This window comes from Streptomyces sp. SAJ15 (assembly GCF_007595705.1).
GTDB lineage: Bacteria > Actinomycetota > Actinomycetes > Streptomycetales > Streptomycetaceae > Streptomyces.
Genome location: NZ_NISY01000060.1, coordinates 1 through 240 on the forward strand (window position 1 = coordinate 1; position 240 = coordinate 240).

Below are 240 nucleotides of genomic sequence, written 5' to 3' on the forward strand. Positions count from 1 at the left end.
CGTAAGTCGGGTTCGGCGGCTTCGGGGGACGCGCTGGCGTCGCCGATGCAGGGCACGATCGTGAAGGTGGCGGTCGAGGAGGGTCAGCAGGTCGCCGAGGGTGAGCTGATCGTGGTCCTGGAGGCGATGAAGATGGAGCAGCCGCTGAACGCGCACCGCGCGGGCACGGTCAAGGGACTGGCCGCCGAGGTCGGCGCGTCCATCACCTCCGGCGCCGTCATCTGCGAGATCAAGGACTGA

1 protein-coding gene is annotated in these 240 nt (G+C 68.8%); it reads left to right on the forward strand.

Annotation, left to right across the window (positions count from 1 at the left end):
- Positions 1-240: biotin/lipoyl-containing protein (locus CD790_RS34320; RefSeq protein WP_144387289.1), on the forward strand; the 240-nt coding region annotated here is incomplete at its 5' end.